Consider the following 26,868-nt stretch of genomic DNA (forward strand, 5'->3'; position numbering starts at 1 on the left):
CGCGTGAAATGAGTACGGCAGCCATCACCAGTGCGGTACGGCTCAACACCGCCACCATCACCCAATACCTGGCCTCACAGTCCGGCCTCACCCCCGGCAAGCGCCGGGCAGTGCTTCTGCGTGCCGCGCCCTCCTGGGAGGGACCGGCCGAGCTGACCTGGGGCGGGGAGCGGCAGGTTCTGGTCGCTGCTGCGCCCTCACCGCTCGCCGTGCACGAGCTGGTTCTGGCACATCTGGCCCCCGGCTCCCGTACGCCCGAGGTACTGGTGGTGCTCACCGACCGCGAGGAAGCTGAACTCGGCCCCGATCTGCTGGCCAAGGTGCACAGGCAGCGAGTCAACAGCGTGGACATCTGGGAGGTCGTGCGCGAGGCGTTCGGCGCGGGCTCCACCGACGACCGGCTTCTGAAGGAGAACTGGGCCGCTGAGGCTCTCCTTGACGCCACTCCGCCCGGCGGCTGGCCGCCGCTGGCCGGCGGGCTGCTGTCCCGGCCCGAGGCCCTGACCTCGCTGGCGCTCCGCAGGCTCGGCATCGGCCGGTACGACCCTGACCGCGACCCGCACACTGCCCCGCCCGGGGGCGACAGGCTCGACGTACACGCCCTGCTGCGATGGTCGCTGACACCCGGCGGCCCGGATCGCCATCTCGCGCTTCGCGCGCCCGAGCGCTCCGGGCTCGCACGCTTCCTCGCCGAGGAGGACCAGACCGGTCTGACCGGCCGGGCGTTGCTGGCGCTGGTGGATGCTGAACACGGGGCGGACGCGGTCGCGTTCGGGCTGGTGTGCGCTGCACTGTGGGAGCACGCCGACGCGGGGGCGGACGCCGAGAACTACCGGGCGCGCGGACGCGCCGAGCGATGGTTCGGCGACGAGCCGCCCGCGCGCGGCGAGGCCCTGGACGCTCTGGTGGCCACCTTCGGGCGGTCCTGCGAGGAGTTCGTCTCCGGGCTGCTGCTGACCGGGCGGAACACCCTTGAAGCGGAGGCTTCGGCGCTCGCGCGGCGGCTTACGGGCTCCACACTGGACCGGGCCGCCACTCTGAGCCGGCAGTTCGGTGCGGAACGGGCTGCACAGACAAGCCCCGTACTGAGAGCCGGACTTGAAGCTCGGTTCGCCAGCGTCGGGCAGGCGCTCTCCGGCGGCGATCCACAGCGGACGGCACAGACGTTGGAAGAGCTGGGCAGGCACCGCCTCGCTCCGGAAGCCGACTCCAGCACTCGCATAGAGCGGGCGCGCATGGCTCAGCGGCTCATCGCGTGGCTGGCGACCTCTCCCGCGCAAGAGGCAGAGACCGTGGCGGCCGGGATCAGCCGGCACATCGCCGAGACCGGCTGGGTGGACCTGGCGCTACAGCACATCGAGGCCGGGGGCGACCCCGATCCCGTACTGAAGTCCGCCTACGGCACCCTGTGCTCCACGGTACGCACGCACCGGCGCGAGATCGACCGGGCCTTCGCACGCGCACTCGCCACCTGGACGGCGAACGGAAACGCCCCCGGCTCGATGCTGACCGTGGAATCGTTCCTGCCGAACATCGTCGGGAAGCTGGCAAAGACCGGGGATCGCCGGATCCTGCTGCTCGTCCTCGACGGGATGAGTGCGGCCATCGCCGCCGAACTGGGTGAGCAGCTGCGCGAGCACTGGGCCGAGTACGACCCGCTGCCCGGCACCAAGGACACCCCGCAGCGGCGGGCAATGGCCGCCGCTCTGCCGACGATCACCGCGGTGTCGCGCACCTCGCTGTTCGCGGGCAGGCTCATGAAGGGCTCGCAGGCGGACGAGAAACGGCTCTTCCCTGCCCACCGTTTCTGGGGCGAGGACAGTGCCGTGGTCTTCCACAAGGACGATCTGCGCGGCGAGAGTGGCGGCGACACCTTCGGGCCCGCCCTGCAGGAGGCGCTCGCCGACGACCGTACACACGTCGCGGTGGTGCTCAACACTGTCGACGACCGGCTCGCCAAGGAGCAGAAACTCGGCGACGGCGCCTGGCGGCTCTCCGACATAGGGAGCCTGCAGGCACTGATGCGGTCAGCCGCGGCACAGGGCCGCGCGGTGATCCTCACCAGTGACCACGGGCACATCATCGACCGGCACGGAGCCAAGGTCGACTCCCCCGGCATGCAGTCCGCCCGGCACAGGGCTCCGGGCGGCCCGCTCGCCGAGACGGAGGTCGCGCTGCACGGACCCAGGGTCGTCTCCCCGGAGACCGGCGACGAGATCGTCGCCCTGTGGGACGCGGACTCCCGTTACGTCGCCCAGAAGGCGGGCCACCATGGGGGCGCGTCAGTCGCCGAGTTCGCCATCCCCGTGCTGGCCTTTCTTCCTTTTGGCGCGAATCCGCCCAAGGGCTGGCGGGAGCTGGGCAGCCAGCAGCCGCCCTGGTGGTCGCTGCACCCGCAGACCTCTGCCGCCGACCAGCCGGAGCGTCGGCCGGCCGACGCTGCCGCCGCCCCTCCGAAGAAGAAGACTGCCAAGCAGGCTGAGGCGGATGCTGCGTTCGCCAGCAGCCATGACTCACTCTTCGACGTGGTCCTGGCGCCCAGCACCGAGAGCGCCCTGCTCACCCCGCAGCTCGTGTCCCCCGACGATGACTTGGTGAGGCGACTGCTCTCCTCGGAGATCTTCCTGAACCAGCTGGATCTGCTCACCCGCAAACCACCGCTTCCCCGGGTGGAGAAGGCGGTACACGCGCTCCTGGAGACCGGCGGCACTCTGCCGGTGACAGCGCTGGGTCAGCGCATCGGCCTGCCCGCCGGTCAGAATCCGGCCGGCTTCGCCGCCGTACTGCGCCAGGTGCTGAACCATGACGGCGTCCAGGTGCTCGAGTCCCTGCCTGACGGCCGCACGCTGAAACTGAACGCCGGGCTTCTGAAAGAGCAGTTCAAGCTCAGGTGAGTTGTCGGAGAAGCCTGGCGAACTGGCGCAGTTCCTCGCTGAGCTTCTCCGACAGCGGCTCGGGATCGAAGTGCGCGATCTTGTTGCGGATGGCTCGCACCCGGTCTAGCTGGCTCACGAACTGGATGCGGTCCACGCCCGTCCATCCGAGAGACTGCCAGTTCTGATCGGCCTGGGCACAGAGCGCCGCGCTGCCCTGGTCCCCCTTGAGCAGCGTCACGTAGTCGCCGAACATCAGATCCGAGATCAAGCCGGTCTGCTTCTTCCGGGGTTGTACGGTCTTGATGACTTCGGCACCGATCGCCGTACCCAGGCACTTGCGCAGCCGGGACTCGATTTCACCAACCAGGAAGAAGGGCCGGGCGGTCGCCTCGAACCGCTCGGTGATGTCCGCCGCGGTCACGATTCCAGTGAAGCGTCCGTGGTTACCCCTGACCAGCAGGTAACCGTGCTCGCTGACCTGCGGCAACAACGCGAAGAAGTCCTGGTGCACTTCGGCGACCGGCAGCATGTCCTCCAGCATCGCGTTCGCCAGCACCGGCGCGGCCCCCGTCTCGTACATCCGGGCCACAGAACTCCAGGTGACGACGCCGCGCAGAGTGTACTGGTCTTCGAGGACGGGAATCTGAGAGTAGTTGTTGGTGCGCATAAGATACGTCGCCTGCGTCAGCTGGTCGTCGGACCTGACAGAGGCAACCCCACTGCGGGCTGCCTGTAGGTCTCCGATCCTGAGCGGGCGCTGAGGCAGCGTCCCCGGTGCCAGCTCCTCCTCTGCTGCTACCGCTTCCTCGCCGTCGTCGACGACGTCGGCGACAACAGATTCCCGTGCCACAACATGGACTTCGGCCCACTGGCTGCAGGTGTCGAACGACGGCACCGTCGAGAGTCCAGCATCCTTCAGCGCCCGGTCGATGGCCGGGATGGTCTGCGGGTTGCGGACGCGGACTCCGAACAGCAGGGTGAGCTGCTGCACGGGGACCTTCGTGCCCTTGAGTTTGAGGAGCTGCTCCCCGATTGACAACTCTGACATGGTCCCGCTCACCAATCCGACGGGTCGCGGAGGACGGTTCGCTTGCCCATGGCCGACCTCACGAGCTCCAGGAGCTGCTTGGAACGGTCGGCATAGAAGCGTTCGAAGTCGCCCTCGTGCAGAGCGGAAGGGTCGATGAGATGGGTGGCGATTACATCGTCGAACCACTCCGGACGCATACCAGACTCCAACGCGAGCGACTTCAGGTACGCGGGAGGCGAACCGGTCATGCTCCGGCTGGCACGGTAGGACAACGGGGTCTTATTGACGATCGAGTTGGCGCGCACGCTGTGGCGCGGGGATCTCTTGGCGATCCACCCCTTGGGGAAGATCTGCCGTACGTCCACATTGTGTTCAGTCAGCCGCACAGGACTGAGGGGTGCCTCACTGAAGTACCAGTCCACCGCGCCCTGCCTAATGAGGAGTGCGTAAATCCCTTTGTAGGCGGCGCTGTTGCGGGTGGTCAGACTGTCCAGCCGGTCGGAGAGGAAGGCAGCCTCCATGGTCGTATCGGGAACCGACCCGTCTTCGCCGCGCACCGAGCCGACAAGCTGCTCCACATCGCGGGTGAAGCGACTCTCGGTCGAGCCCCCGTACATCTCGCCGAGCACCCCGCACCAGTACCACTGAGTGATGATCTCATCGCCCTTGAACCCTTCGGTCGCGTCCCCCAGGATGGCGCGTACGGCCGCCAGCGGTACGAGCTGCGTGCGGTAGGGCAGGTCGGCGGCGCGGACGATGCACTGCTGCTCAAGAAACACACCCACCCACTCGAAGGCTTCGGCCACGCGGGGGGCCAGTCGGCGGAAATCGGCGAGCGGCAGCTCAAGAAGGTCGCGGCGCTTGCAGGAAACCGCGGTACGGAGACCCTGTTGCTTGTGTTCCCAGGTGCGGACCAGAGCGACTGCCTGCAGGAAGTCGCTGCTGCTCAGCCCATCCTCGAGGCCTTGCTCCAGGCGCCCGAACACCGGGTAAGAGGCAGCCAGTTCCTTCTTGATCCTCTGCCACTCCACGGGGAGCCTGTAGTAGTCCCCGAACTGCTCGACATGGCTGCGGTCGCCGGCATACGTGGCGGTGAGCAGCTCGAAGACGTTCAGCGGCACGCCCCCGGTGTTCACTCGCTCGAATACCGCACACACGGCGTCCATAGTGGTGGAGGCCGCGAGCCGGATCATCGGGACCTGGAACGACTGCACATGGTTCAGCACTTGTTCCACGAACTGTGACCACAGGTCCCAGTTCGCCTCGTCCATGCCCACGAACGCTTTTTGCCAGGCGCTCACCCGCTGAGGGTCAAAGACAATGTGGAGTGGAAAGTAACCGGCCGCGCACTCCAGTGCGGTCGTGCTCAGGTCGAGTACCACCCTGCGCGCGAAGTCAGCCTTGAACACCCGCTCTTCCGGCACGGACACGATTGCGTCGTCGCGGTCCGCCGGCGATCCCACTGCCTTGGCAATATCGATGTAGTACCAGCGCTTCAGGTCCTTGCCCCGGGCATCAACCGTTTGGACAGGACGGTCGCGGTGCAGAGCTTGGAAGAGTGAGGTGAGACGCTGCTGACCGTCAAGCAGTAGGAGATCGGGCGTCCTTTCGCTGGCGCTCTCCGCACCCGTCAGCGTTCGGGCCTTGAACGGCGAGGTGCCGCCTGTCTCGAGCGTCATCACGACACCGAGTGGATAGTCGAGCGTCACGGTCGCGATGAGTGCTCGAATCCGCTCATCGTCCCACTTCCAGTCCCGCTGGAAGTCCGGGAGTTGTATGGCTCCCGATGCCACGTCCCGAAGGACCTCTTTGAGCTTCGGACTGTCGAGCGCCACGCGCGTGTTCCCCACCCTTGGACCTGAACGGTGTTGCGCCGATTGGATCAACTTGATCACACCAACGTCAAGGAATCCTTCCCCCTCCGCTTATGCACACCGAGCAGATCCAGCCATCCATGGCCGACTAGGCAGGCCGTCCGATCGAAAGAGCGAGTTGCTACATCGCGGCGGACGGATTCGTCTCTGCCGCTTCAGACAGCTGCTTGTCCGCGCGTGATGTCACCCTGACCGCCGTACAGGTCTTGACGGGTCGCACCCCGATGCCCCAGGTGCCACTACGGCGCCGGTCACGAGTAGAGGCCCAATGCGAGACTGTCCGGGTGAGTACCGCTGAGTCTTCCCACCCCGCCTCCGTCAGTGCCGCCCGCCGCCGGAGCGTGATCGACGCGCTGAGGCGCGGAGCCGTGCCGGAGAGCGGGCTGGACTTGCTCGCGACCGGTCTCGGCCGCTTCGAAGCAGCGCTCGACGCGGAGCTGGACGCCGTGGCGTCAGGATCCGCGGTATTCAAAGCCGTACGCGGGGAGTACGGGTCCGGCAAGACGTTCTTCACGCGTTGGCTCGGCGAACGCGCCAAGCGGCGCAACTTCGCCGTCGCCGAGGTGCAGATCTCAGAGACTGAGACACCCCTGCACAAGCTGGAGACCGTCTACCGTCGGCTCACGGAGCGGCTGGCCACGCCCGGTTTCCCGCCGAGTGCGCTGAGGCCAGTGGTCGACGCCTGGTTCTATGCGCTGGAGGAGGACGCACTCGCCGCCGGGGCATCGGAGGAGGCACTGTCCAGCGAGGTCGAGAGTCTACTGACGGCCCGCCTCGCCGAGGTTTCCCGGCATGCCCCGTCCTTCGCGACGGCGCTGCGGGGATACCGGTCCGCTCTCTCCGCGGGCGACGAGGCGACCGCCGCAGCAGTCATGGCTTGGCTGGGCGGGCAGCCGCAAGTGGCGGCCGCTGCCCGCAAGGCCGCCGGCGTGCGCGGCGATCTTGACCACTTCGGGGCCTTCGGCTTCCTACAGGGGCTGCTCACCGTGCTGCGCGACTCCGGTCACCCGGGACTCTTCGTCGTACTGGACGAGGTGGAGACCCTGCAACGCGTCCGTTCAGACGCACGTGACAAGGCTTTGAACGCGCTTCGTCAGCTCATCGACGACGTGCACTCCGGGCGCTTCCCCGGGCTCTACCTCGTCATCACGGGGACTCCTGCCTTTTTTGAAGGGCAGCAGGGCGTCCAGCGTTTGGCCCCGCTCGCTCAGCGGCTGGCTACCGACTTCAGCACGGATCCGAGATTCGACAACCCGCGCGCGGTGCAGTTGCGGCTGCCCGGGTTCAATCAGGAATCGCTGGTGGGCCTGGGCATCACCATCCGTGATCTGTACTCGGCCGGCGCGGCGGCACAGAAGCGCATCAAGGCCGTGGCCAATGATGCGTACATCGCTGACCTGGCGCAGGCGGTCGCTGGGGCACTCGGCGGCAAGGTCGGGGTGGCGCCCCGACTGTTCCTCAAGAAGCTCGTCGGTGATGTCCTCGACCGCGTCGACCAGTTCGACGACTTCGACCCGCGGCGGCACTACGCGCTGACGGTCAGGACCTCTGAGCTGAGCGAGGTCGAGCGTAATGCGGCCGCGACCAGCGCGGACGAGATCGAGCTGGAGCTGCCGTGACCGGCCTACCCGACCCTCTAGACCGGCTGCATCCCGGGCTCGTGCACCACATCGTCAACAGCCTGGGGTGGCCGGGCCTACGTGTGCTTCAGGAGGAGTCGATCGCGCCGTTGATGGACGGTTCGGACGCCATCCTGCTCGCCCCAACGGCCGGCGGGAAGACGGAAGCCGCTTCCTTCCCTGTGCTGTCGAGGATGGTTCAGGAGAACTGGGCCGGTACCTCGGTGCTGTACGTCTGCCCGTTGAAAGCTCTGCTGAACAATCTGTTGCCGCGCCTCGAGACGTACACTTCCTGGCTGGGCCGGACCGCTGCTCTATGGCACGGGGATGTCTCGCAGACGCGCCGCAAGAGGATCCTCCGGGACCGGCCGGACGTACTGCTGACCACGCCGGAGTCGCTGGAGGCGATGCTGGTCAGTGCCAATGTCGACCACCGGGCCCTCTTTTCCGGCCTGCAGGCAATTGTCGTGGACGAGGTGCATGCATTCGCAGGAGACGACCGGGGCTGGCATCTGCTGGCTGTACTCGAACGGCTGGAGCGTGTCGCCGGACGGCCTGTGCAACGGATCGGGCTCTCGGCCACCGTCGGCAATCCCGAACAGTTGCTGACCTGGTTGCAAGGGTCGGGGGCCGGAAAGCGTTCGGCTCAGGTCGTTGCCCCGCACTTGCGGGAGGAGACCCCGACGCTGCCGCCGCCCGGCGACATCCAGCTCGACTATGTGGGCTCCTTGGCCAACGCGGCCACGGTTATCGCTGCCCTGCACCGCAGCGAGAAGCGGCTGGTGTTCTGCGAATCGCGGAGGCAGGTCGAGCAGCTGGGCGAGAGTCTGCGAGCCAAGGGTGTGACGACGTTTCTGTCGCACGCGTCTCTGTCGATCGACGAACGGCGGCGGGCGGAGGAAGCGTTCGCCGAGGCACGCGACTGCGTAATTGTCTCCACCAGCACGCTTGAACTCGGCATCGACGTCGGTGACCTGGATCGCGTCATCCAGATCGACGCGCCTTCCACGGTGGCCTCCTTCCTGCAGCGTCTGGGCCGCACCGGCCGACGTTCGGGCTCGACGCGTAACTGCTTGTTCCTCGCTCTCGACGAAAGTGGCCTTCTTTCGGCCGCCGCTCTGCTCTTGCTGTGGTCACGCGGCTGGGTCGAACCCGTCGTGGCGCCTCCGGAGCCACGGCACATCGTGGCCCAGCAGGTTCTCGCACTCTGTCTGCAGGAGCACACAGTCGGGGACAGGTTGTGGCAGGAGTGGTGGGGTGGGCTTGGCCCGTTCGGGCCTTCTGCCGAGCCGATCGTGCGCCATCTCGTCGAGGAGGGCTACCTCAACCGTGACGGCGGCCTGCTTTTCGTCGGACCTGAGGCCGAACGGCGCTTTGGTTACCGGCATTTCATGGACGTAACCGCGGTGTTCATCGCAGCTCCGGAATTCAAGGTGCTGTCCGGACATACCGAGATTGGAACCACGGACCCTGCTCTTTTGACCGAGGAAGTTGCAGGCCCGCGGCGACTGTTGTTGGCCGGGCGCAACTGGCAGGTGACTTACATCGATTGGTCGCGACGCCGCTGCTTCGTAGAACCGGTCGAGAGCGGGGGCAAGGCTCGGTGGGGCGGTCTGGGCGCCGCGCGTGTTAGTTCGTACGAACTAACACGCGCGGCGCGCGAGATCCTGCTCGATGCCGACCCTCCGGTCACGATGACCCGTCGCGCCCAAAGCGCTCTGGCACAGGTTCGCGAGGAGAGCGCGGAGCTGGTACACCCCGGAGGAACAGTGCTCACGCGCGGCGGGCGTGACACAAATGTACGCTGGTGGACATGGGCCGGCCACCGGGCCAATGCCACTTTGGCCGCCACGCTCTCGAGTGTCGCCGATCCACTTCAACGCCCCACCAATACGCACATCAGGCTACGCGAGGACTTGGCCCTCCAGGATTGGAAGAAGGCCAAGGAAGAGGCCACCGACCAGCTCTGTCTCCCGGTAGTGGACTCTCGCGCGCTGAACGGGCTCAAGTTCAGCGCTACTCTCCCTCCACGTCTCGCGGAGGCCACCCTCGCTGTGCGTCTGGCAGACCTGGACGGCGCGGCAATGGCATTGCGTGAGGCGGTCCGATTCACCATTCCGGGGTCCTGAGCCACAATCCGCTCCGGGAGGAACAGCTCCGTATGCGATTGAGGTCGGACACATCCGCCTGCGCTACTGTTTCGATCAGCCATTGCGGCCCGACGGGCTTCCATTTCCCCAGGACACGCCCCCACCCGCACGAGTCTTCTCGTGTGTCCGGGGGATCCCTACGTGCTCCTGCTCCAGGCGCCCGCCCGAGCGCTGCTCTCGCTCCACAAGCGCGGTGTGCTCAAGCCCCATCTGGTCGAGCGCATCAAAAAGTACCAAAAGGACGTCACGGCAAGCGAGCAGGAGGCGTGGGCAACCAGCCTCATCGAGCTCGCACGTGATCTCGTCGCGGTCGGCAGGTCCGAGGTCCGCGTCCTGGTCGAGTTTCGGCCTCCGGGGTACGGAAGCAAGGGGCCGATGGACGCTGTACTCGTGGGCATCCATCCGGAGAGTGGCCGCGACTCGTACCTCCCCGTGGAGCTCAAACGCTGGACCGAGGCCAGGGAAGCTCCGGGCAAGCCTGGTAACTACGAAGTCGGGTACCCAACGCCGACCAAGCATCCGAGTCAGCAGGTGAAGCCCTTCTGCGACTTCCTGGTTGGCGAGAAGGGGCCCCTCAACGCGCTGAAGGTCGAGCTGGCTGGTGCCGTCTATCTGCACAACGCCGTGCAGGCGGACGTGGCAGACCTGTTGAATCACAAGTCCGCTCGGACGATCAAGACGGTGCATTTCACCGGCGACAGGCGCGATGACCTTCGCAGCCTGCTCAGGACGCAGTTCTCCAAAGCCTCTGGCGAGTCCGCTGTGGAGCGACTGTTCACACAGATGGGGATGCGTGATCCGACCCTGGTCGAGGTCATGCTCAACAATCCACTCGCAGATGTCCTCTTCCAAACGCACGGCGAGGATCACGTCTTCACCTTGCGTGGTGTGCAGGTAACAGCGAAGGATGACATCCTCGCGGCCGTCGAGCGCGCTACGAACCGGGGCGACAAAGCCGTCTTCATCGTCTCCGGTGGCGCAGGCACCGGAAAGACTGCCATCGCCGTCGAGCTACTACGCGACGTTGAACCGCCTGCCACGGCGAGACTCGCGAACGGAGCCGAGGCATTCATGGCCACGTTGAAACAACATCTTGGCAGCACCGACCCCGTACTCCATGACTCACTCGTCCACTTCAACGAATTCGTCCACGCGCAGCCCGACGGGCTCACTCTGCTCATCTGCGACGAAGCTCATCGGCTACGGAAACACTCCGACGACCTGTACCGCTCTGAACGCCGTGGAAATCGACCTCAGGTCGATGAGCTGATCGATGCAGCCCGGGTGACCGTCTTTCTCCTCGACGAGAAGCAGTCGGTGCGCGGTAACGAGGTCGGCACGGTCAGTACGATCCGCAAGGCGGCGCGGGCGAAAGGGATCAAGGCGGTCGAGTACGACCTTCGCCGGCAGTGGAGGTGCGGTGGAAGTGACTCGTATATCGAGTGGGTACACAGTCTGCTGGGTATCAGCGATAACGCGCCTTGGGACTGGGTGCCCGACGGAATGATCCACGTTCAAGTGGCGGGCAGCCCGCGCGACCTGGAAGACATCATTCTGACGGAACACCGTGCAGGGTCGACGGCCCGGATGGTTGCCGGGTACTGCTGGCCCTGGAGCAAGCCACTGAGGGATGAGGTTGGGACTCTCGTCCCCGATGTGGAAATCGGGAGCTGGCGCCGGCCCTGGAACGTCAATGGAACACGCAAGCGCTACGAGAACGGTGCGCCGCCGAAGAACCTGTGGGCCGTACAACCGGAAGGAGTCCATCAGGTCGGCTGCGTCTACACGGCGCAGGGTATGGAGTGGGACTGGTGCGGCGTCATCCTCGGCAAGGACTACGTCAGGCGGGACGGCGTATGGCTATCGCAACGCGAAGGCTCACACGACTCCAAGGTCAAGGCGAAGCCCAACGAACGCTTCCATGAGTGCGTGCAGAACGCCTACCACGTGCTTCTCACCCGGGCTCGGCGCGGAGTGGTCCTCTTCTCGGTCGACCCTGAAACTCAGGAGTTCCTCACGTCGAAGGCCCCGGTCTTCGACATCGAAGGACTTCGTCCACCGGGCGGGTTCGACCCCTCGTAGTCTGCCCTCCACGCGATATTGTGTGATCGATCGTCACGCGGCCCGACGGGCTTCCGTTCCAGGACACGCCCCCACCCGCACGAGCTACTTCGTGCTGCCTGGGGGCATTCCTTGCTGTTCCGCGACTCCGCCGCCGCGGTCGCCGCCGAGATTCACTCGAGCGCCCTGTTCCTCCGACTGACTGAGCAGTTCGTCCACGTGCACGGATACAAGCCAAGCGCCTCCGAGGTGCGCTCCTGGGAGCGCAGCCTCCCCGCGGTGACGAATGCGCTGCTGGATGCGGGGCTCGGGCAGGTGGAGGTGCTGATCGAGTACAGCCTGCCGTTGAACAGCAAGCGCGCAGATGTGGTGCTGGCCGGTGTTCACCCGAAGACGGGCGCGCCGTCGTACGTCGTCATCGAGCTGAAGCAGTGGAGCAGCGCGACGCCCGAGGACGGGGAGCCGTTGCTGTGCCGGGTGGACGCGTACGCGCAGCCGGTGCTCAATCCCATCGAGCAGGTGCGGGGATACTGCCGTTACCTCGCGTCGTTCAACGGGGTTGTGGCCGCGCATCCCGATCGGATCGCGGGGGCCGCCCTTCTGCACAATGCCACCGAGTTCGGCGTGAGCGGGCTGTACGAAGTTGAGCAGGACGAATACGGGCGGCTGTTCACGGGGGAACGACGTGGGCAATTCCTGGAGTTTCTTAAGTCGCGGCTCTCCCCCGCGAACGGTGCCGCAGCCGCCGATGAGCTGCAGGGTGCGAAGATCGGGCCTTCGAAGCAGCTTATGGCTGTGGCTGCCGACGAGGTCCGCGACCAGGAGCAGTTCGTGCTCTTGGATGAGCAAAAGGTCGCGTACGAACTCGTGTTGCGGGCCGTCCGGCGTGCGCGCCAGTCCGACCACAAAGAAGTCGTCGTCGTGACTGGCGGCCCGGGTACGGGCAAGAGCGTCATCGCGCTTTCACTGCTGGGAGAGTTGTACCGCGGCGGGCATACAGCGCTGCATGCGACCGGGTCGAGCTCCTTTACGACGACCATGCGGAAAGTGGCAGGTGCGCGCAAGCGCGAGGTGCAGGAGCTGTTCAAGTACTTCAACAGCTTCATGACCGCCGACAAGAACAGTCTCGACGTGATCATTTGCGACGAGGCACACCGCATGCGGGAGACCTCCGCCAACCGCTACACGCGCGCTGATCACCGGACCGGCAAGCCCCAGGTCGAGGAGCTGATCGACGCAGCGAAGGTACCGGTCTTCCTGCTGGACGAGCATCAGGTGGTGCGTCCCGGCGAAATGGGCACGGTGGAGGAGATCCGGGACGCCGCGGCGGCCAAGGGACTGCAGACACGCGTGATCCCGCTCGACAGCCAGTTCCGGTGCGGCGGCAGTGATGCGTACCTCCGGTGGGTCGTCCGACTGCTCGGGCTGGAGGGGGGCGGCCCCGTGGAGTGGGAGCCGGACGACAAGATGCAGCTCACTGTGGTCGACTCTCCGCGGGAGTTGGAGGGGTTCCTGGAGTCGCGCCGAGCGGAGGGGAACGGAGCGCGGATGTCTGCCGGTTACTGCTGGAAGTGGACGACGAAGGTCGCTCCTGGGCAGCCGCTGCCCACGGACGTGGTGATAGGTGACTGGGCACGACCCTGGAATGTCTACGGCACCCGAGCGGTGATGGGTGCTCCGCCGGCTGCTCTCTGGGCCACCGATCCGGCAGGCTTCGGCCAGGTCGGATGCGTCTATACCGCGCAGGGATTCGAGTACGACTGGAGTGGTGTGATCCTCGGGCCGGATCTGGTGTGGCGCGGCGATCGGTGGGTGACGGATCGTACGAAGTCGAAGGACCCCGTGTTCAAGAAGTCGACGCCGGATGCGGACGTCGACCGGTTGATCCGGAACACGTACAAGGTGCTGCTCACCCGCGGGATGATCGGGACCGTCATCTATTCCACCGACGCCGAGACCCGAGCCAAGCTTCGGGCGCTCGTACAGCCCAGGGAATCAGCGGCGCTTCCCGTCTAGACCGGGAAGGCTGACGCTCCGGAGTGTCTCCGCCCCTCGTACCGGGTCGAGACAGTTCATGCAGACATATGCCATAGGAGCATGGTTGGCCGATACGCTCTCATTCCGCTTCCGTGGGCATCCCCGGAAGCGTTCAGGGAGGGCTGTCCAGGCTCCGCCGTGCAGCCCTTGCACTGCCTGGGGGGCTTCACGTGCACGAGATGATCAAGGGCGCCAATGTCGGTCTGACAGCGCTCAGCGAGAACACCGGATCCGTCACCGTCAGCCTGGGATGGAGCAGCCCCGACGGGGACGGGGACGCCGACGTTTCCGTACTGCTGCTGGGTGCGGACGGAAAGGTGCGCAGTAACGCCGACTTCTTCTTCTACAACAACCCGGCCGCGGCCAACGGCAGCGTGCAGCTCCTCGGCCAGACGCCGACCAGCAACGGCAATGAGGACCGCATCCAGCTGGACCTCACCGCCTTACCCTCCGACGTCGAGCGGGCCGTGGTCGCAGCCAGCCGTCATCAGCGGGCCGCATTCGGGCAGTTGGAGAACCTCCGGATCACACTGACCGACGCGGGCGGCGAGCGGCTCCTCGGCTTCTCGATCTCCGAGGCGAGTGTGGAGAGCGCCTTCGTCTTCGGCGAGATGTACCGGCGCAATGACGAGTGGAAGTTCCGGGCGGTCGGGCAAGGTTACGAGACCGGGCTGGCCGGGCTGGCCACCGACTACGGCATCGAGATCGACGATGACGATGAACAGGACGCCGGGGCCGCCGGGGCCGCAGAGGAGGAGGCGGACGATGTCTCCGGCTCGGTGCCGTCCTCGGCGGTTGTTCCGGCGCCGAGGCCGGCGGCCGTGCCCGTCGTGGACGTTCCGGTGGTTGAGGTGCCGGTGGTCGTCCCGGCTCAGGTAGCTCCTGCTCCCACTACTCCCGCGCGCCGACTGCGTACCGCCAGGAAGAAGGTCACGCTCCCCAAGGTCCCCAGGAAATCGCTGGCGGAGAACGACTCCTGGCGAGCCGCCCGGCTGTTCCCCGCGTCGTCCCTCAAGAGCGACAGGGAACGCGAGGTCCGGGCGACCTCGATCCTGCTGTCCGTGATGGCCCACGTACCGGAGTTCGGCCGCAGGCTCACTGCCGGCTTCGGTGCGCCGTCCGGCCACATCGAAACGTTTACGGAAGTCACTCTGCCGAACGGGGACAGCCCGAGACGTCCGGACGGCGTCATCCGTATCGAGCGCGCGGGCAAGCTCTGGACTGCCCTGGTCGAGACCAAGACCAACGGCAATCCGCTCAAGGCGCAGCAGGTCCAGGACTACATGGACATCGCTGCCCGACGCGGTTACGAGGCTGTGATCACGCTTTCCAACGATGTGGCGCTCGAAGGCAGTCCCCTCGTCGATGTCAAAATCGACGGCCGCCGGAAACACAAAGTCGCCCTGTGGCATCTCTCCTGGGCCGAAGTCACCCATCAGGCCCAGATGTTGATCCGACATGAAGGGGTACGGAACGAGATCCGCGCCTGGATGCTTCAGGAACTCCTCCAGTACCTCCAGCACGAGAACTCCGGTTGCCACGGCTTCCAGAACATGGGACCTGCCTGGGTACCCGTACGCAACGGCATCGACCAGGAGACCCTCTGCCCGGGCGACCAGCGGGCAGTACTCGTCGTCGAGAGTTGGGAACGGCTCATCCGGCAGGTGTGTCTGAGGCTCGGTGGTGAACTCGGCGAAAAGGTCATGCCGGTCCAGCGCGCCAAGCGCGGCACCGACCCGCAGTCCCGGCGCACCGCTCTCGCGGAACGCTTCTGTGAGGACGGGCGGCTGCACGCCGAAATCCGGATCGACGGCGCGGCCGGAGTTCTGGCTGTCACCGCCGACCTCCGGCTGGGCAAGCTACGTACTTCCATCGACATCGTGGCTCCCGATCAGGTGTACCCCCTCAGCAGGGTCAAGCGTCTGCTGAAACAGCTCGTGGAAGCACCGGCCGACCTACACGTCCAGACCCTTCTTGACGGTCAGGGAGCGGGCCCGCGCGGCACGCTGGAGAAGCTCCGGCCCGAACCAGGAGATCTCGTCCCGAGGAGTGCCGGACAGATTTCCGGTTTCCGGTTGTCTCTCTCCAAGAGTGTGGGCAGCACGCGTGGCAACGCCGAGACCGGGTTCATCCGCAGCGTCGACGACGCGGTGGACCGCTTTTACTCGAGCGTGATCGTGCACTTGGAGTCTCTGGCCGGTCGCCGGTCGCCGGAGGTCGCCCTGGCCTGAGCCGCCGGGCAGCGGGGACGCCTCATCACCCGTGCCAGATGCAGGCATGACGGTGGCGGGTCGGCGGGTGGTCGAGGTCCTCCGCGGTGGTGGGGCCGGCGCGTAGTTGTTTGCGGGCTCGGGTGGTGAACTGGTGGAGGGCGGCGCGGGCCTGGGTTTCTTGTCGGGAGCGGCCGGTGATCGGGGCGCCCGAGGCGCGGGGGAAGGTGTAGCAAACAAGGGTGTGGATCAGGTGGTCCGGGGTGGGGCGGCGCGGAGTTCCGCGTTGGAGTAGCGGAGGTCTGTGAGCACGTGGGCCGTCCACGAAGTGGAGGGGGCGGGGTGGACCACCAGCTCGTGTCGCGGTGCTTCAGTGGAGTGTGGTGGGCGGTACGGGACATCGGGTCCTCTGTCGACGGGCCGCCGGTCGTTCCAGCGTGGCGAAACGGCCGTATCGCTTGGTTCGCATGCGGGCAGCCTGGCCCGCGCCACCTGTTGTTGTCGAGCGCTTTCTCCGCTCGCGGCTGCGGCTCGTGATGCCAGGTGGGCTGCCGTCCGGCGTCAGGCGTCGAGCAGGGCCGTCAGTGCGCCCACCGGGTCTTCGTCCGGGGGGCCCGTTGGCCACCAGTCGTCCGTGCCCGGGTCGGATTCGTAGGGGTACCAGCGGTCGTCGTGGCCCAGGCGGAGCTGGATGCCGCGTTCCGCGTCGGTGAGGCGGTTGCGGTGGGGGCGCAGGCGGGGGAGGTCCGCGGCCTGCAGGGCCGGGCGGGCTCGGTCGAAGGGGCCGGCTGGGGGGTCCCACGGGGTTTCGAGTACCGACAGGCCCGTCAGGCCGCCCTGTTGCCAGGCGGCGACCGCGCGGGCCAGGTCGGTGGGGCTGCGGTCATGCGCGGAGGCCAGGGTGGCGTACAGCTTGCGGGTCGCGGCGGTCAGGCCGGAGCCGGGCTGGGCGGCGGCCAGGCGGACCGCGTCCTGCCAGGGGGTGAGGGGTGCGATGGGGTCCGTGCCGGTGGTGAGGAGTGAGTGGGCGCGGGCCGCCGCGTCCGTTACTAGCAGGTCCAGGGACAGCGGGTCCGGGGTGCCTCGTGTGCCCGGGTACGCGCCCGAGGCGTGGCCCGGGTGCGGGGGTACGGGCAGTGGGTCCGGGAGGGGTGGGAGCGTACGGGGGGTGAGGGCCGTGGCTGCCGGTACGCCCGGGAAGGGCGGGGGTGCGGGCTTCTCGCGGGCGGAGTGGGCGGCGTTGCGGCGGGCGAGGTCGTCGAGCAGGTCGCGCTCGGCCCTGCCGCGCATCAGGAGCAGGACGAAGGGGTCCGCGTCCAGGAGGCGGGCGGTTTCGTAGCAGAGGGCGGCCGCGTGCTTGCAGGGGTGGCCGCGATCCGGGCAGGAGCAGGACGGGACCAGATCGCCGGGGGCCGGGAGCAGGTCCACGCCCACCTCGGCCGCCGAATCCACCAGGGAGTGCGGCATGTCCTTGTCGAGCAGGGCCGCCATGTGGGCCGGATTGGCCGCCGCCATGGCCAGGAAGCGGTCCCAGCCGTCGTCGGAGAGAGTGCGCAGACGGATCTCCGTACGGTACGGACGGGGGCGGCTGCCTCGTACGTACGTGATGATCCTTCCCGGCGTCACACTGATCGCGCCGACGTTGCCCTCGCCGGCGTACGTATGGCCACGGGCCAGGCGGGCCGGGTCGAGTGAGAGTGCTTCCAGGGCCTCGACCCAGGCCTTGCCCCACCAGCTGCTGCCATTGCTGCCGCTCGCGCTCATGCCGGCCTCCGCAGCGAGACCAGGTCGGCCAGTTCGCGGTCGGTGAGTTCCGTCAGGGCTGCTTCCCCGCCGCCGAGGATCGCGTCCGCCAACGCCCTTTTGGACGCGATCAGTTCGGCGATACGGTCCTCCACCGTGCCCTCCGCGATCAGCCGGTGCACCTGCACCGGCTGGGTCTGGCCGATGCGGTACGCGCGGTCGGTCGCCTGGTCCTCGACCGCCGGGTTCCACCAGCGGTCGTAGTGGATGACGTGGGCGGCCCGGGTGAGGTTCAGTCCGGTGCCTGCCGCCTTGAGGGAGAGCAGGAAGACGGGGACCTCGGCGGACTGGAAGCGGTCCACCATTTCCTCGCGCTGGGCGAGGGGCGTTCCGCCGTGCAGGAGTTGGGCCGGGACCGCGCGGGCCTTCAGATGGTCGGCGAGCAGACGGGCCATCGTGACGTACTGGGTGAAGATCAGGACCGAGCGGCCCTCGGACAGGATCGTGTCGAGAAGCTCGTCGAGGAGCTCCAGCTTGCCGGAACGGCCGGTGAGGCGCCGCGTGTCCTCCTTCAGATACTGCGCGGGGTGATTGCAGATCTGTTTGAGGGAGGAGAGGAGCTTCATGACGAGGCCTCGGCGCGCGATGCCCTCCGACTCCTCGATGGCCGCCATGGATTCCCGTACGGACGCTTCGTAGAGGGATGCCTGTTCGCGGGTGAGCGAGACGGGGTGGTCGGTCTCCGTCTTGGGCGGCAGCTCCGGCACGATGCCCGGGTCGGACTTCTTGCGGCGCAGGAGGAAGGGGCGGACCAGGCGAGCCAGGCGCTCGGACGCCTCTTCGTCCTCGCCGCTCTCGACCAAGCGCGCGTGGCGGGCGCGGAAGGACTTGAGCGGGCCGAGCAGGCCGGGAGTCGTCCAGTCGAGGAGGGCCCACAGCTCGGAGAGGTTGTTTTCGACAGGTGTGCCCGTCAGGGCGATTCGCGCGGGGGCCGGGATGGTGCGTAGCGCCTTCGCCGTGGAGGAGTACGGGTTCTTGACGTGCTGGGCCTCGTCGGCGACGACCATCCCCCAGGAGTGGGCGGCCAGTTCGGGCGCGCTGGTGCGCATCGTGCCGTACGTCGTGAGGACGAAGCCGCCGTCGGGTTCGTCGGCGGCTTCGAGAGTGCGGGCCGTGCCGTGGAAGCGGCGGACGGGCACACCGGGAGCGAAACGGGTGATCTCGCGCTGCCAGTTGCCGAGGAGGGACGCGGGGCAGACGACGAGAGTGGGAGCGCTGCGGGCACGGCGGAGGTGGAGGGCGATGACCGTGATCGTCTTGCCGAGCCCCATGTCGTCGGCGAGGCAGCCGCCGAGGCCGAGGGAGGTCATCTGGTCCAGCCAGGCGAGTCCGCGCAGCTGGTAGTCGCGCAGGGTGGCGTCGAGGCCTGGCGGCTGGGCGACGAGCGAGCCCGTTCCGATGTCGGTGCCGGCCGTGAGGCGGTCGCGGAGTGCGGCCAGGGCGCCCACGGGGACCGCTTCGACCTGTTCGCCGTCGACCTCCGCGCTGCCCGTGAGGGCCGCCGCCAGGGCGTCCACCGGCTGCAGCAGGCCCAGTTCACGCTTGCGCGCCTTGCGCACGAGCGCTGGGTCGACCACCACCCACTGGTCCCGGAGCCGCACGATCGGGCGGTGCGCCTCGGCGAGTGCGTCCATGTCCGCCTCGCTGAGCGGCTCGCCGCCGACCGCCAGCTGCCAGCTGAAGGCGAAGAGCTCCTGTGCGTCGAAGAAGGGGGTGCCGTCGGTCGCGGACCCGGGCGCGGAGCGTACGACCGCGGTCGCCGTGAGCGTACGGGCCAGTTCCCTCGGCCAGTGGACAGCGACGCCGGCCGCGCCGAGCCTGGCGGCCGCGGGGCCCAGCAGCTCGTACAACTCGCCCTCCGACAGCGGCAGTACGTCGGGGACCGGGCGCTCGAGGAGACGGCCGAGCGGCGGCCAGACGCGCGCGGCGCGGCGCAGCGCCAGCACGGCGTCGATGCGGGCGCGCGGGCCGAAGCCCTCGCTGCCGCCGCCGGACCACAGGGCGGCCGCGTCGATGACGTGCGTGGGGTCGACCAGGCTGTGCACCTGTACCAGGGCCGTGCCGGCTCGGCGCTCGGCCCCGCCGCCCCCCGTGCTCTCCCCGCTCTCGGGCGATTCCTCGTCCGGCGTCTCGTCCGCCGCGCTGTCGAAGAGCTCGAACTGGGAGAGGTCGAGGCGCAGTGATACGCGCACCCCCGCGTCCATCCCGGCCGCGACCTCCGCCGCCCACTCCCGCAGGCCCGGAAGGTGCTGCGGGGCGCGCGCCGCGAAGGGCGCGCCCACGGCGTACGCCGCTGAAGGCGTCCGGGGCAGGGTGTCCACGACCGCGTCGAGGAACGCCTTCACCAGGGCCTCGGGGGCAGGCAGCTCGAGTGGCGTACGTCCGGGCAGCGGGACGGCGTGCGCCTCCGGGGGCATGGCCGCGGCGATGGCCCGTACCTGCGCGATGTCGTCGGCGTCGAGCGGTCCGGCCCGCCACGCGTCATGGTCCCCGGCGGTGAGCCCGGGCAGCAGCCGGCCACGCGCGGCCAGGTGCAGAGCGTGCAGCGCCGCCGCGCCCCAGCAGCGGGTGGCGGGGTGGGCGGCGGGGTCGTGACGGGCGCGGACCAGCAGTGGCAGGGCGTCGGAGAGGGAGAGGAGGACGGCGGGCACGGTATGACGGCGTACGGCGGTTCCACCCGCGCCGTGGCGGCGTACGACCGTGATTTCGGTGGAGGCGTCGGGCAGTGCGCCGCCCTCCGGGTCCCACAGGGCGATCCTGCCTTCGCGCGGCAGCTCGGCGGGGAGAAAAACCGCCGCGCGACGTCCCGTGCCGATCATGGCTCCACCCCCGTCCCCGCTGGTCGCGTCGCTGTACTCGTGCGCTCGTGGCGCTTGTGTCCCTGTCCACGTGCGAGTCTACGGGCGGGGTCTGACACTGGTCCTGGGTCCCGCCGCGCGGGCGGGTGCGGCGGCGTACGCATGAACATCTCGCCATGAGGCACCCGCCCCGGACCGGCACAGTCATCCGAGGAAGAGGAGCATCCCGTGGGCGAACACCACGCCAAGCCCCGCACCGCCGCCGACGAGCTCGCGGAGGAGATCAAGCAGTCGGGGCCCCACACCGCTGAGCGCGACTCCGCTCGTGGGGACGACGACGGCGAGGGCGGCGACGCCACGTCGCCCAATGTGGGCGCCCAGGAGTCCGCTCACCGCCACGACGAGGACGAGGGCCAGGGCCTGGATCGGCGCGAGCGCGAGGACTGATGAGCGACGCCGCGCCGTCCCCCTCCGCTGAACACAATCGGCGCCTCCCGCGCCGGATGCGCGGGAAGCGCCCGTTCCGTTCCGGTCCGCGCCCGGTTACCCACGACGTCGCATCAGGGCGACCAACTCCGCGTTGTGGTGCCGGTGGGTCCACACGACGACCAGGAGCGGCACCAGCAGGATCAGCGGCGTCGCGGCGTTCTGGCCGTCGAACACGGCGAGTTGGGTGACGAACGCCCCGATCATCAGCGCACCGAGAGCGAGCGCCGCCACCCCGGACAAAACGGGGATCAGCAGCGCGATCGCGCCCGCCAGCTCCAGTCCCCCGACGACGTACATGAACCAGTCACCGAAGCCGATCTTGTCGAAGCCCTCCGACGCCGACGAGTGGCCGACCAGCTTGGGAAACGCACTCGGTACGGCGAAGAACACGGCCAGCAGGATCTGAAGGACGCGCACGGTGATCCGCGCCGCCCGAGACGTCTCAGTGCCGGTGGTGACGGTGGTCGTTGCCTCGGACATCGTGGTCTCCCTGGGAAGCGGTAGCGCTGGGCCTCGTGCTTTCACGGATACAGACCGCGCCGCGCCCCGGAACTCATCGCCGGATCACCGCCGACTCATAATCCGAGGCGGCCATTTCCGCCGGACCAGTGGGTACCTGTCCCCATGGGAAGAGGCGATTCGTCATGATCATGCGTAGTGGGAGTGAACCGAGGACCGCGCGCAGTCCCCTACGGCTCCGGCTCCTGCTGAGCCTCTGGGGCCTGCTCTGGGCCGTCGGCGGCACGCTCGCCTTCGCCGCCACCGGGCGCGCCGGCTGGGCCGTCGCCTGCGGCGTCCTCGCCGTCGTCGTCACCGCCGACCTGGTGATGGTCGTACGCCGCATACGTCAGGGCCCGCACTACCAGCCCGGCCGCGACGTCCCGCCGTACGACCCGCCGCGCCAGTAACCCCTGCCGCTGGCGGGCGCACGAGCCCCGCCCGCCCGCTCAGTCGTCCGCGTCGAACCGCGCAGCCGCCAGATACTCGGGCTTCGGATCGAGCGCCGCCGCCAGCCGGAAATGCCGTTTCGCCCGGTCCGCGCGCAAGGCACGTTCGTAGGTACGCGCAAGGGCGAAATGAGCGAACGCGTTGTCGGGCTCGCGCTCCAGCACGAGCTGGAATTCGAGCTCCGCCGAGCGCAATTGGGCGGACGCGAAGAAGGCACGGGCCCGCAACAGCCGGGCCGCCGTGTTCTCCGGGTGGGCCGCGATGACCGAGTCCAGAAGCTTCACGGCTCCGCGCGGATCGCGCGCGGCCAGCAGGTGCTCCGCCGCGCGGTAGTCGATGATGTGGGTCTCCGGGCTGCTTTCGGGCACGCCGACGTCCTTCCGCTCGCCTCAATTCTTTCCAACGGCCCGGGCAGCATGCCGTATTCCGTCAGGAAGCCGTCCGCGCGGCCCGCTCCGTCAGTTCCGCCCACACCTTGCGCACCTGCGGCTCGAGCGCCTCCAGCGGCCCGTCGTTGTCGATCACCAGGTCCGCGATCGCCAGCCGCTGCTCCCGGCTCGCCTGCGCCGCCATCCTGGCGCGCGCCTCGTCCTCGGTCATGCCGCGCAGCCGTACGAGCCTGTGCAGCTGAGTCGGCGGCGAAGCGTCCACGACGACCACGAGGTCGTACAAGGGGGCCAGGCTGTTCTCCGCGAGCAGTGGTACGTCATGGACGACCACGGCGTCCGCTCCCGCCGCGCCCTCCAGCTCCGCCGACCGCGCGCCCACCAGTGGGTGGACGATCGCGTTCAGCGTCGCCAGACGGGAGGCGTCGGCGAAGACGATCGAGCCGAGTTTCGGCCGGTCCAGGGTCCCGTCCGCGGCGAGGACGTCCTCCCCGAAGGCCTCGACGACGGCCGCGAGCCCTGGCGTTCCGGGCTCGACGACCTCCCTCGCGATCTTGTCGGCGTCGATCAGCACGGCTCCGTACGAGACGAGCAGCCGCGACACTTCGCTCTTGCCGGCGCCGATTCCGCCGGTCAGACCCACTTTCAGCATGCGCGGAAGCCTAGACGAGGAGCCTGGAGGGGCCTAGACGTGAACCTGGAGGGCCTTAGAGGTCGCCCTCCCGCTCGGCGAGAAAGCGTTCGAATTCGAGGCCGATCTCGTCGGCCGACGGCAGATCGACGGGCTCGGCGACCAGATTGCCCCGTGTCGCCGCGCCCGCCACCGCGTCGTACTGGTGCTCAAGGCCCTGTACGAGCGAGACGAGCTCCTCGTCGCCCTCACCCACCTGCCGGTCGATCTCGTCCTGCGTACGCCTGGCCTCCGTACGCAGCGAATGCGCGACGCCCGGCAGCACGAGACCGGTCGCGGCCGTGATCGCCTCCAGGACGGTCAGCGCGGCGTCGGGGTACGAGGAACGCGCGACGTAGTGCGGCACGTGCGCCGCGACGCCGAGCACGTCGTGTCCCGCTTCCTCGAGCCGGAACTCTACGAGCGACTCCGCACTGCCGGGCACCTGCGCCTCGTCGAACGGGCTGCGGTGACCGGGCATGAGGTCGGTGCGGTTGCCGTGCGGGGTGATGCCGACGGGGCGGGTGTGCGGGACGCCCATCGGGATGCCGTGGAAGTTCACGGAGAGGCGTACGCCGAGCCGCTCGACGATCTGCTGTACGGCGAGTGCGAACCGCTCCCACTCCACGTCCGGCTCGGGTCCCGAGAGCAGCAGGAAAGGCGCTCCGGTCGCGTCCTGGACGAGCCGGACGTCGATCTCCGGCGCCTCGTACTCGGACCACTTGTCGCGCCGGAAGGTCAGGAGCGGGCGGCGGGCACGGTAGTCCACCAGCCTGTCGTGGTCGAAACGTGCCACGACCTGGTGCGGCAGTGTGTCCAGCAGCTTCCCGACAATCTGCTCGCCGGTCTCACCCGCGTCGATGTAACCGTCGAAGTGGTAGAGCATGACCAGTCCGGCCGATTCCTGCGCGAGCGCCATGTCGACGACGGCGAGGCCCTTCGGCTCCCACTCATACAAATCCTGCGGATCAAGCACGATTACCGCTCCTCCTCGTGTTCCTACGGAAGAACGTGCCCTGGAGCGCAGGCATTCCCGCCTCGTGCCCCTTCTCCGGCGGCCTTCCGGCGGTTCCCGGGAACGTTTCGAGGGGCGGGCATGAGTAAGGCCCGCCCCCCATGGGGAGCGGGCCTTACTTTCAGCCAGTTACCGGCTGGTGGTCAGAGCGTCAGCTCTGGCCGCCCGCCAGCTTCTCGCGGAGCGCGGCCAGGGCCTCGTCCGACGCCAGGGCGCCGGAGTTGTCCGCCGACTCCGAGGAGTAGGAGCCGCCGCCACCGGTGCCACCGGAGGCAGCCGGGGCGCCGGCGGCCGGGGCAGCAGCGCCCTCGGCAGCGGCGGCCTCGTCGGCCTCGCGGGACTTGATGACCTGGGCCTGGTGCTGCTCGAAGCGCTGCTGCGCCTCGGCGTACTGGCCCTCCCACGCCTCGCGCTGGGTCTCGAAGCCCTCGAGCCAGTCGTTGGTCTCGGGGTCGAAGCCCTCGGGGTAGATGTAGTTCCCCTGGTCGTCGTACGACGCGGCCATGCCGTACAGCGTCGGGTCGAACTCGACCGAGGCCGGGTCGGAACCGAACGACTCGTTGGCCTGCTTCAGCGAGAGGCTGATGCGACGACGCTCGAGGTCGATGTCGATGACCTTGACGAAGATCTCGTCGTTGACCTGGACGACCTGCTCCGGGATCTCCACGTGGCGCTCGGCCAGCTCGGAGATGTGGACCAGACCCTCGATGCCCTCGTCGACGCGCACGAAGGCACCGAACGGAACGAGCTTCGTGACCTTACCGGGAACGACCTGCCCGATCTGGTGCGTACGGGCGAACTGCTGCCACGGGTCTTCCTGCGTCGCCTTGAGCGACAGCGAGACGCGCTCGCGGTCCATGTCGACGTCGAGAACCTCGACGGTGACTTCCTGGCCGACCTCGACAACCTCGGAGGGGTGGTCGATGTGCTTCCAGGAGAGCTCGGAGACGTGCACGAGACCGTCGACGCCACCGAGGTCCACGAACGCACCGAAGTTGACGATCGAGGAAACGACGCCGGAGCGGACCTGGCCCTTCTGCAGGGTCGTGAGGAAGGTCTGACGGACCTCGCTCTGGGTCTGCTCGAGCCAGGCACGGCGGGACAGGACCACGTTGTTGCGGTTCTTGTCCAGCTCGATGATCTTGGCCTCGAGCTCCTTGCCCACGTAGGGCTGGAGGTCGCGGACGCGGCGCATCTCGACGAGGGAGGCCGGCAGGAAGCCACGGAGGCCGATGTCGAGGATGAGACCACCCTTGACCACCTCGATGACGGTGCCGGTGACGATCCCGTCCTCTTCCTTGATCTTCTCGATCGTGCCCCAGGCGCGCTCGTACTGCGCGCGCTTCTTGGACAGGATGAGACGGCCTTCCTTGTCCTCCTTCTGGAGAACAAGAGCCTCGATCTCATCGCCCACGGCGACGACCTCATTGGGGTCGACGTCGTGCTTGATGGAAAGCTCGCGGGAGGGAATGACGCCTTCGGTCTTGTAACCGATGTCGAGGAGAACCTCGTCCCGGTCGACCTTCACGATGACGCCGTCAACGATGTCGCCATCGTTGAAGTACTTGATCGTCTCGTCGATCGCGGCGAGGAATGCTTCCTCGTCACCGATGTCGTTGACCGCTACCTGCGGGGTGGTGGTGGCGGTGGTCTCGGTGCTGCTCGTCATGTGGGTAAGGGCTCCGGTACGGACAGTAAGTCGTAGGTACTGCTACGCCGGGAGCCCGTATCGGCACCTGCTGATGCCGAGCAGCCTAGGAGGCGCGATTCCGGGGAACGGAAGCGCCTCGACAACCGAGGGGACATACAACCGGTGCAAGCGCAGCCTGCTCTGTCTGAGGTGCGCAGGCTCGCAGCGCAACTTGTAGCATACGGGGGCAGCCGGGCAGGGTCAATGCGCGAAGGCGCCCACCCGGGGCGGATCGCCCCATACCCGGCACAACCAGTGTTTGGCGAGGCCACAAGGGCCGCACCGTACTCTGCCGCTACAGGCTCGAGCGGAGCCTACGCAGACGAGACAGACGGGCGCAATGAGCCACAGTAAAGACGCCGCAGACGCTTTCGACGCCCTCGACACCTACGTCCCGGACGACTCGGACGAGGGGGAGGCGACCCGGCGCGAGGCCGGGGAGGCGGAGAGCAGCAGGGCGAGCCGGGGGTGGTGGGACCGGAACGCGGACGAGTACCAGAGCGAGCACGGAGCGTTCCTCGGTGACGACCGTTTCGTGTGGGGCCCGGAGGGGCTGGACGAGGCGGAAGCCTGCCTGCTGGGCCCGGCCGGGTCGCTGAAGGGACTCGACGTTCTGGAGATCGGTGCGGGCGCCGCGCAGTGCTCGCGCTGGCTCGCCGCACAGGGCGCCCGTCCGGTGGCCCTCGACCTCTCCCATCGGCAGCTCCAGCACGCGCTGCGGATCGGCGGCGGCGCTGTTACCGGCGTGCCCCTGGTGCAGGCGGACGCGGGAACGCTGCCTTTCAAGGACGCGTCCTTCGACCTGGCGTGCTCGGCGTACGGGGCGGTGCCGTTCGTCGCCGACCCGGTGAATGTCTTCCGCGAGGTACGGCGTGTCCTGCGGCCCGGTGGGCGCTGGGTCTTCTCCGTCACGCACCCCATCCGCTGGGCCTTCCCCGACGAGCCCGGACCCGAGGGCCTGTCGGTCGCCGCTTCGTACTTCGACCGCACCCCGTACGTCGAGCAGGACGACCAGGGGCGCGCGGTTTACGTGGAGCACCACAGAACGATCGGCGACCGTGTACGGGACGTGGTGGCGGGCGGCTTCCGTCTGGTCGACCTCGTCGAGCCCGAGTGGCCCGCCTGGAACACGCAGGAGTGGGGCGGCTGGTCCCCGTTGCGCGGGAATCTGATCCCGGGAACGGCGATTTTCGTGTGCGTACGAGACTAGGG

General features: G+C 68.0%; 18 protein-coding genes. 9 read left to right on the forward strand and 9 right to left on the reverse strand.

Annotated elements, in window-relative coordinates:
* The first annotated feature begins 8 nt into the window (after window positions 1–8).
* Window positions 9–2,894, forward strand: coding sequence for a BREX-2 system phosphatase PglZ (gene pglZ, locus AC1P0E_RS07500; RefSeq protein WP_482741370.1), 2,886 nt, complete (start codon window positions 9–11; stop codon window positions 2,892–2,894).
* On the opposite strand, the gene AC1P0E_RS07505 is transcribed toward pglZ, so the two are convergent.
* Both AC1P0E_RS07505 and AC1P0E_RS07510 read right to left on the reverse strand, forming a co-directional pair.
* Window positions 2,887–3,867, reverse strand: coding sequence for a CBS domain-containing protein (locus tag AC1P0E_RS07505; protein ID WP_482741371.1), 981 nt, complete (start codon window positions 3,865–3,867; stop codon window positions 2,887–2,889). The two genes, pglZ and AC1P0E_RS07505, sit on opposite strands and share 8 nt — an antisense overlap.
* 65 nt (window positions 3,868–3,932) lie before the next feature.
* Entirely contained in the window at window positions 3,933–5,741 is a 1,809-nt protein-coding gene (locus AC1P0E_RS07510; RefSeq protein WP_482741372.1) for a GmrSD restriction endonuclease domain-containing protein, read from the reverse strand.
* Window positions 5,742–6,064: 323 nt separating this feature from the next.
* Here AC1P0E_RS07510 and brxD point away from each other — a divergent pair, with 323 nt between their 5' ends.
* The 5 genes from brxD (at window position 6,065) to AC1P0E_RS07535 (ending at window position 15,878) form a co-directional block, all read left to right on the forward strand.
* On the forward strand, window positions 6,065–7,399 hold the full coding sequence (gene brxD, locus AC1P0E_RS07515) for a BREX system ATP-binding protein BrxD (RefSeq protein WP_482741373.1): 1,335 nt from the start codon (window positions 6,065–6,067) through the stop codon (window positions 7,397–7,399).
* Window positions 7,396–9,528: a DEAD/DEAH box helicase gene (locus AC1P0E_RS07520; RefSeq protein ID WP_482741374.1), complete on the forward strand. Its 2,133-nt coding sequence runs from the start codon at window positions 7,396–7,398 to the stop codon at window positions 9,526–9,528. Before brxD ends, AC1P0E_RS07520 begins: the two co-directional genes overlap by 4 nt.
* Window positions 9,529–9,690: 162 nt before the next feature.
* Complete coding sequence (locus AC1P0E_RS07525; RefSeq protein WP_482741375.1) at window positions 9,691–11,631, forward strand: DUF2075 domain-containing protein; 1,941 nt, start codon at window positions 9,691–9,693, stop codon at window positions 11,629–11,631.
* 111 nt (window positions 11,632–11,742) lie between these two features.
* Window positions 11,743–13,626, forward strand: a complete 1,884-nt coding sequence (locus AC1P0E_RS07530; protein ID WP_482741376.1) for a DNA/RNA helicase domain-containing protein — start codon at window positions 11,743–11,745, stop codon at window positions 13,624–13,626.
* A gap of 200 nt (window positions 13,627–13,826) precedes the next feature.
* On the forward strand, window positions 13,827–15,878 hold the full coding sequence (locus tag AC1P0E_RS07535) for a TerD family protein (protein ID WP_482745678.1): 2,052 nt from the start codon (window positions 13,827–13,829) through the stop codon (window positions 15,876–15,878).
* Between the two features lie 540 nt (window positions 15,879–16,418).
* Here AC1P0E_RS07535 and AC1P0E_RS07540 read toward each other — a convergent pair.
* Window positions 16,419–17,621 carry an SWIM zinc finger family protein gene (locus AC1P0E_RS07540; protein ID WP_482741377.1) on the reverse strand — a complete coding sequence of 401 codons (1,203 nt, stop codon included), beginning with the start codon at window positions 17,619–17,621 and terminating at the stop codon, window positions 16,419–16,421.
* Window positions 17,618–20,479, reverse strand: coding sequence for a DEAD/DEAH box helicase (locus tag AC1P0E_RS07545; protein ID WP_482741378.1), 2,862 nt, complete (start codon window positions 20,477–20,479; stop codon window positions 17,618–17,620). Before AC1P0E_RS07545 ends, AC1P0E_RS07540 begins: the two co-directional genes overlap by 4 nt.
* Window positions 20,480–20,686: 207 nt before the next feature.
* Here AC1P0E_RS07545 and AC1P0E_RS07550 point away from each other — a divergent pair, with 207 nt between their 5' ends.
* Window positions 20,687–20,905, forward strand: coding sequence for a hypothetical protein (locus AC1P0E_RS07550; protein WP_482741379.1), 219 nt, complete (start codon window positions 20,687–20,689; stop codon window positions 20,903–20,905).
* A 96-nt stretch (window positions 20,906–21,001) separates the two neighbouring features.
* On the opposite strand, the gene AC1P0E_RS07555 is transcribed toward AC1P0E_RS07550, so the two are convergent.
* Entirely contained in the window at window positions 21,002–21,427 is a 426-nt protein-coding gene (locus AC1P0E_RS07555; protein WP_482741380.1) for a DoxX family protein, read from the reverse strand.
* A gap of 170 nt (window positions 21,428–21,597) precedes the next feature.
* On the opposite strand from AC1P0E_RS07555, the gene AC1P0E_RS07560 reads away from it, so the two are divergent.
* Window positions 21,598–21,855 carry a DUF6343 family protein gene (locus tag AC1P0E_RS07560; protein WP_482745679.1) on the forward strand — a complete coding sequence of 86 codons (258 nt, stop codon included), beginning with the start codon at window positions 21,598–21,600 and terminating at the stop codon, window positions 21,853–21,855.
* A gap of 39 nt (window positions 21,856–21,894) precedes the next feature.
* On the opposite strand, the gene AC1P0E_RS07565 is transcribed toward AC1P0E_RS07560, so the two are convergent.
* The 4 genes from AC1P0E_RS07565 to rpsA all read right to left on the reverse strand — a co-directional run bounded on the left by AC1P0E_RS07565 (window position 21,895) and on the right by rpsA (window position 25,635).
* Window positions 21,895–22,263 carry a tetratricopeptide repeat protein gene (locus tag AC1P0E_RS07565; protein ID WP_482741381.1) on the reverse strand — a complete coding sequence of 123 codons (369 nt, stop codon included), beginning with the start codon at window positions 22,261–22,263 and terminating at the stop codon, window positions 21,895–21,897.
* A gap of 61 nt (window positions 22,264–22,324) precedes the next feature.
* Window positions 22,325–22,933: a dephospho-CoA kinase gene (gene coaE, locus AC1P0E_RS07570; RefSeq protein ID WP_482741382.1), complete on the reverse strand. Its 609-nt coding sequence runs from the start codon at window positions 22,931–22,933 to the stop codon at window positions 22,325–22,327.
* Window positions 22,934–22,988: 55 nt separating this feature from the next.
* Entirely contained in the window at window positions 22,989–23,870 is an 882-nt protein-coding gene (locus AC1P0E_RS07575; RefSeq protein ID WP_482745680.1) for a PAC2 family protein, read from the reverse strand.
* A 247-nt stretch (window positions 23,871–24,117) separates the two neighbouring features.
* Window positions 24,118–25,635: a 30S ribosomal protein S1 gene (gene rpsA / locus AC1P0E_RS07580; protein WP_482741383.1), complete on the reverse strand. Its 1,518-nt coding sequence runs from the start codon at window positions 25,633–25,635 to the stop codon at window positions 24,118–24,120.
* Between the two features lie 361 nt (window positions 25,636–25,996).
* On the opposite strand from rpsA, the gene AC1P0E_RS07585 reads away from it, so the two are divergent.
* Window positions 25,997–26,866 carry a class I SAM-dependent methyltransferase gene (locus AC1P0E_RS07585; protein WP_482741384.1) on the forward strand — a complete coding sequence of 290 codons (870 nt, stop codon included), beginning with the start codon at window positions 25,997–25,999 and terminating at the stop codon, window positions 26,864–26,866.
* The last annotated feature ends 2 nt before the right edge of the window (window positions 26,867–26,868 follow it).

Source organism: Streptomyces sp. TRD_SC_5, assembly GCF_056836825.1.